Annotated in this window: 6 protein-coding genes; all 6 read left to right on the top strand. The window is 50.0% G+C overall.

The features are described 5' to 3' along the window. Window positions 1-279: 279 nt before the first annotated feature. The 6 genes from nsrR (at window position 280) to A7090_RS25045 (ending at window position 6,051) form a co-directional block, all read left to right on the top strand. Window positions 280-705: a nitric oxide-sensing transcriptional repressor NsrR gene (nsrR, locus tag A7090_RS25075; RefSeq protein WP_105275882.1), complete on the top strand. Its 426-nt coding sequence runs from the start codon at window positions 280-282 to the stop codon at window positions 703-705. 38 nt (window positions 706-743) lie between these two features. Then, window positions 744-3,185 carry a ribonuclease R gene (gene rnr / locus A7090_RS25070; protein ID WP_105275881.1) on the top strand — a complete coding sequence of 814 codons (2,442 nt, stop codon included), beginning with the start codon at window positions 744-746 and terminating at the stop codon, window positions 3,183-3,185. 180 nt (window positions 3,186-3,365) lie between these two features. Beyond that, a complete protein-coding gene (gene rlmB, locus A7090_RS25060; RefSeq protein ID WP_001293282.1) occupies window positions 3,366-4,097 on the top strand; it encodes a 23S rRNA (guanosine(2251)-2'-O)-methyltransferase RlmB in 732 nt (243 codons plus the stop codon). A gap of 126 nt (window positions 4,098-4,223) precedes the next feature. Then, the gene (locus tag A7090_RS25055) at window positions 4,224-4,625 is read left to right on the top strand and encodes a YjfI family protein (RefSeq protein ID WP_105275879.1); all 402 of its coding nucleotides are present in this window, start codon (window positions 4,224-4,226) and stop codon (window positions 4,623-4,625) included. An 18-nt stretch (window positions 4,626-4,643) separates the two neighbouring features. Further along, window positions 4,644-5,342: a PspA/IM30 family protein gene (locus tag A7090_RS25050; protein WP_097291243.1), complete on the top strand. Its 699-nt coding sequence runs from the start codon at window positions 4,644-4,646 to the stop codon at window positions 5,340-5,342. Window positions 5,343-5,391: 49 nt separating this feature from the next. After that, window positions 5,392-6,051, top strand: a complete 660-nt coding sequence (locus A7090_RS25045; RefSeq protein ID WP_105275878.1) for a YjfK family protein — start codon at window positions 5,392-5,394, stop codon at window positions 6,049-6,051. Window positions 6,052-6,168 lie beyond the last annotated feature (117 nt).

Raw genomic sequence — 6,168 nt, 5'->3', positions numbered from 1 at the left:
CTCTATGCCAGTTGCAGCCTAAGAAGTGGGAAGCCTCGCCGTTTACGGCGGGGAGCAGTCACTCATTATCATCGGTATTTCCCTGTACATCACCAAGAAGCAGAAAAAGTAACTGCCCCAAGCTGTTGGTATACGCCGTCCGAATGGGTACAAGGACGGCGTCGTATGATAGATTTTCATTTTTCTCCTTCCCGCACCGAAAAAATTAGCGACCTGGCTGGTGGCTGGTTTATCATCAATATAAATGTATTTTTTCCCGATTTCCCTTTTGAGGTTGATGTGCAGTTAACGAGTTTCACTGATTACGGCTTACGTGCGCTGATCTACATGGCGTCATTGCCAGAAGGGCAGATGACCAGTATTTCTGAAGTGACTGACGTCTACGGCGTCTCCCGTAATCATATGGTCAAAATAATCAATCAACTTAGTCGTGCCGGCTACGTGACTGCTGTTCGTGGGAAAAATGGCGGCATTCGTCTGGGTAAGTCGGCGAGTGCGATACGTATTGGTGATGTGGTGCGCGAGCTGGAACCCTTATCGCTGGTGAATTGCAGCAGTGAGTTTTGCCATATTACACCTGCCTGTCGGTTGAAACAGGTGCTTTCTAAGGCCGTGCAAAGTTTTCTTACGGAACTGGATAACTACACGCTTGCCGATTTGGTTGAAGAGAATCAACCGCTTTATAAATTATTGCTGGTGGAGTGACGAAAATCTTCATCAGAGATGACAACGGAGGAACCGAGATGTCACAAGATCCTTTCCAGGAACGCGAAGCTGAAAAATACGCGAATCCCATCCCTAGTCGGGAATTTATCCTCGAACATTTAACCAAACGTGAAAAACCGGCCAGCCGTGATGAGCTGGCGGTAGAACTGCACATTGCAGGCGAAGAGCAGCTTGAAGGCCTGCGTCGCCGCCTGCGCGCGATGGAGCGCGATGGTCAACTGGTCTTCACTCGTCGTCAGTGCTATGCGCTGCCGGAACGCCTCGACCTGGTGAAAGGTACCGTTATTGGCCACCGTGATGGCTACGGCTTTCTGCGGGTTGAAGGACGTAAAGATGATTTGTATCTCTCCAGCGAGCAGATGAAAACCTGCATTCATGGCGATCAGGTGCTGGCTCAGCCGCTGGGCGCTGACCGTAAAGGCCGCCGTGAAGCACGTATTGTCCGCGTACTGGTGCCAAAAAACAGCCAGATTGTTGGTCGCTACTTTACCGAAGCGGGTGTTGGCTTTGTGGTTCCTGACGACAGCCGTCTGAGCTTCGATATTTTAATCCCGCCCGATCAGATCATGGGCGCGCGGATGGGCTTTGTGGTGGTGGTTGAACTGACTCAACGCCCGACTCGTCGTACCAAAGCGGTGGGTAAAATTGTCGAAGTGCTGGGCGACAATATGGGCACCGGCATGGCGGTTGATATCGCTGTGCGTACCCATGAAATTCCGTACATCTGGCCGCAGGCTGTTGAGCAACAGGTTGCCGGGCTGAAAGAAGATGTGCCGGAAGAAGCAAAAGCGGGCCGTGTCGATCTGCGCGATTTACCGCTGGTCACCATTGATGGCGAAGATGCTCGTGACTTTGACGATGCTGTTTACTGCGAGAAAAAACGCGGCAGCGGCTGGCGTTTATGGGTCGCGATTGCCGACGTCAGCTACTATGTGCGTCCACCAACACCGCTGGACAGAGAAGCGCGTAACCGTGGTACGTCGGTGTACTTTCCTTCGCAGGTTATCCCGATGCTGCCGGAAGTACTCTCTAACGGCCTGTGTTCGCTCAATCCGCAGGTAGACCGCCTGTGTATGGTGTGTGAGATGACCATTTCGTCGAAAGGTCGCCTGACGGGCTACAAATTCTACGAAGCAGTGATGAGTTCTCACGCGCGTCTGACCTACACCAAAGTCTGGCATATTCTGCAGGGCGATCAGGATCTGCGTGAGCAGTATGCGCCGCTGGTTAAGCATCTCGAAGAGTTGCATAACCTCTATAAAGTGCTGGATAAAGCCCGTGAAGAACGCGGTGGGATCTCATTTGAGAGCGAAGAAGCGAAGTTCATCTTCAACGCGGAACGCCGTATTGAGCGTATCGAACAGACTCAGCGTAACGACGCGCACAAGTTAATTGAAGAGTGCATGATTCTGGCGAATATCTCGGCGGCGCGTTTCGTTGAGAAAGCCAAAGAACCGGCACTGTTCCGTATTCACGACAAGCCAAGCACCGAAGCGATTACCTCTTTCCGTTCAGTGCTGTCAGAGCTGGGGCTGGAACTGCCGGGCGGTAATAAGCCGGAACCGCGTGACTACGCGGAGCTGCTGGAGTCGGTTGCCGATCGTCCGGATGCAGAAATGCTGCAAACCATGCTGTTGCGCTCGATGAAACAGGCGATTTATGACCCGGAAAACCGCGGTCACTTCGGTCTGGCATTGCAGTCCTATGCGCACTTTACTTCGCCGATTCGTCGTTATCCTGATCTTACGCTGCACCGCGCCATTAAGTATCTGCTGGCGAAAGAGCAGGGGCATCAGGGCAACACCACTGAAACCGGCGGCTACCATTATTCGATGGAAGAGATGCTGCAACTGGGTCAGCATTGTTCGATGGCAGAACGTCGTGCCGACGAAGCAACGCGCGATGTGGCTGACTGGCTGAAGTGTGACTTCATGCTCGACCAGGTAGGTAACGTCTTTAAAGGCGTGATTTCCAGCGTCACCGGTTTCGGTTTCTTTGTTCGTCTGGATGACTTGTTCATCGATGGTCTGGTCCATGTCTCTTCGCTGGACAATGACTACTATCGCTTTGATCAGGTGGGGCAACGTCTGATGGGTGAATCCAGTGGTCAGACTTATCGTCTGGGCGATCGCGTAGAAGTTCGCGTCGAAGCGGTTAATATGGATGAGCGCAAAATCGATTTTAGCCTAATCTCCAGTGAACGCGCACCGCGTAACGTTGGTAAAACAGCGCGCGAGAAAGCGAAAAAGGGCGATGCAGGCAAAAAAGGCGGCAAGCGTCGACAGGTCGGTAAAAAGGTAAACTTTGAGCCAGACAGCGCCTTCCGCGGTGAGAAAAAAACGAAGCCGAAAGCAGCAAAGAAAGACGCGAGAAAAGCGAAAAAGCCATCGGCTAAAACGCAGAAGATAGCCGCTGCGACCAAAGCGAAGCGTGCGGCGAAGAAAAAAGTGGCAGAGTGATCATTACCCTCTTCAAACAGAAGAGGAGCAGATTGCTGACAAAATGCGCTTTGTTCATGCCGGATGTGGCATGAACGCCTTATCCGGCCTACATAATCACGCAAATTCAATATATTGCAGGGATCATGTAGGCCTAATAAGCGTAGCGCATCAGGCAAAACGTAAACAACGAGTACATTAATGAGCGAAATGATTTACGGCATCCACGCAGTGCAGGCCCTGCTGGAGCGCGCCCCTGAACGTTTTCAGGAAGTCTTCATTTTAAAAGGCCGTGAAGATAAACGTCTGTTGCCGCTGATTCACGCCCTTGAGTCCCAGGGCGTGGTTATCCAGCTGGCAAACCGCCAATATCTCGACGAGAAAAGCGACGGTGCCGTGCATCAGGGGATTATCGCCCGCGTGAAGCCAGGACGTCAGTATCAGGAAAATGATCTGCCGGATCTGATTGCTTCGCTCGATCAACCCTTCCTGCTGATCCTCGACGGTGTAACCGATCCGCACAACCTCGGCGCGTGCCTGCGTAGCGCGGACGCCGCGGGTGTTCATGCGGTGATTGTGCCGAAAGATCGCTCTGCCCAGCTCAACGCCACGGCGAAAAAAGTGGCCTGTGGTGCGGCAGAAAGCGTTCCGCTGATTCGGGTGACTAACCTGGCGCGCACCATGCGTATGTTGCAGGAAGAGAACATCTGGATCGTCGGTACGGCAGGTGAAGCGGATCATACGCTTTATCAGAGCAAAATGACCGGTCGTCTGGCGTTGGTGATGGGGGCAGAAGGCGAAGGTATGCGTCGCCTGACGCGTGAGCATTGCGATGAGTTGATCAGCATCCCGATGGCAGGAAGTGTTTCTTCCCTGAACGTTTCGGTTGCGACCGGCATTTGCTTATTTGAAGCTGTTCGCCAGCGTAGCTAATTCCTCTAAATTATGAAAAACCATCCATATTTGGATGGTTTTTTTTTATCTATAGCTGGTAATATAATTACGCACTAAAAACATTCATCTTATTAATATTTAAACTTAATCTATATGGAATAATATATGACATGGAATCCGTTGGCGCTGGCGGCGGCGCTGCAAACTGTACCTGAACAAAATATTGATATAACAAATAGCGAAAACGCATTAATTATCAAAATGAATGATTATGGCGATTTGCAAATCAGTATTCTTTTTACTTCCCGCCAAATAATTATCGAAACTTTTATTTGTCCGGTAAGTAGTATCAGCAATCCAGATGAATTTAATACCTTCTTATTAAGACATCAGAAGGTGATGCCGTTGTCATCGGTAGGGATCTCCAGTGTGCAACAGGACGAGTATTACATTGTTTTCGGGGCGTTATCACTTAAATCTTCTCTTGAAGACATCCTGCTGGAGATAACCACGCTGGTAGATAACGCTATGGATCTGGCTGAAATTACAGAAGAATATTCACACTAATTACAAGGACGGGTATTTATGGGGATTTTAAAAAGTTTATTTACGCTGGGTAAATCGTTTATCTCCCAGGCAGAAGAGTCCATTGAAGAAAACCAGGGCGTGCGCATGCTGGAACAGCATATTCGTGACGCTAAAGCTGAACTCGATAAAGCTGGAAAATCTCGCGTCGACCTGTTGGCGCGGGTGAAATTAAGTCACGATAAGCTGAAAGATTTACGTGAGCGCAAAGCCAGTCTGGAAGCCCGTGCGCTGGAAGCGTTAAGTAAGAACGTTAATCCGTCGTTGATTAACGAAGTTGCAGAAGAAATCGCGCGCCTTGAGAATCTCATTACCGCTGAAGAGCAAGTGTTGTCGAATCTGGAAGTCTCTCGCGATGGCGTAGAAAAAGCAGTCACGGCAACGGCACAGCGTATTGCCCAATTTGAGCAACAAATGGAAGTCGTTAAAGCCACTGAAGCTATGCAGCGTGCGCAGCAGGCTGTGACAACATCTACAGTCGGCGCGTCCTCCAGCGTTTCGACAGCGGCAGAGTCATTAAAACGCCTGCAAACGCGTCAGGCCGAACGTCAGGCTCGCCTGGATGCTGCCGCACAGTTGGAAAAAGTGGCAGACGGTCGCGATCTTGATGAAAAGCTGGCAGAAGCCGGAATTGGCGGTAGCAATAAAAGTAGCGCCCAGGATGTATTAGCAAGACTGCAACGCCAACAGGGCGAGTAATTTTTTGCCAGTCTCACTAAAAGGCTGGCAACTATTTTAAGGATAAAATATGTCTGGTTTTTTCCAGCGTCTGTTTGGTAAGGATGATAAACCTGCAATCGCACGTGGCCCGCTGGGGCTTCATCTCAATAGTGGCTTTACGCTCGACACGTTAGCGTTTCGTTTGCTGGAAGATGAATTGCTGATTGCGCTACCGGGTGAAGAATACACGGTAGCAGCTGTCAGCCACATCGATCTGGGCGGCGGTAGCCAGATTTTTCGCTACTACACTTCGGGCGATGAATTTCTACAAATCAATACCACCGGCGGCGAAGAGAATGATGACATTGATGATATCAAGCTCTTTATCTATGAAGAGAGCTACGGTATCAGTAAAGAGAGTCACTGGCGCGAGGCGATCAACGCCAAAGCGATGGGGGCAATGACCTTAAACTGGCAGGAAAAACGCTGGCAGCGATTTTTTAACAGCGAAGAACCGGGGAATATCGAACCCGTCTACATGCTGGAAAAAGTAGAAAATCAAAACCATGCAAAATGGGAGGTCCATAATTTTACCATGGGCTACCAACGGCAAGTTACCGAAGATACTTACGAATATTTGTTGTTAAATGGTGAGGAATCATTTAACGATCTCGGCGAGCCGGAGTGGTTATTTTCGCGTGCGCTGGGTGTCGATATCCCGCTGACATCACTTCATATTATTGGTTAATTACAAGGACGTTTACAATGCATATACTGGATTCACTTCTTGCCTTTAGCGCCTATTGTCAGCGCCAATGATATAAGACAGTAATTCACCATTTGGATTGTCCGCTCCACCCAACAT

Source organism: Escherichia sp. MOD1-EC7003 (assembly GCF_002965065.1).
Lineage (GTDB): Bacteria > Pseudomonadota > Gammaproteobacteria > Enterobacterales > Enterobacteriaceae > Escherichia.
Note: the sequence above shows the minus strand (reverse complement) of the source record. Positions and strands in the feature narration are given on the sequence as shown.

Excerpts from the sequence above, each read along its gene's own strand:
- A7090_RS25050 (WP_097291243.1), top strand. The coding sequence starts at position 4,644 with ATGGGGATTTTAAAAAGTTTATTTACGCTGGGTAAATCGTTTATCTCC.
- A7090_RS25045 (WP_105275878.1), top strand. The coding sequence starts at position 5,392 with ATGTCTGGTTTTTTCCAGCGTCTGTTTGGTAAGGATGATAAACCTGCA.
- rnr (WP_105275881.1), top strand. The coding sequence starts at position 744 with ATGTCACAAGATCCTTTCCAGGAACGCGAAGCTGAAAAATACGCGAAT.
- rlmB (WP_001293282.1), top strand. The coding sequence starts at position 3,366 with ATGAGCGAAATGATTTACGGCATCCACGCAGTGCAGGCCCTGCTGGAG.
- A7090_RS25055 (WP_105275879.1), top strand. The coding sequence starts at position 4,224 with ATGACATGGAATCCGTTGGCGCTGGCGGCGGCGCTGCAAACTGTACCT.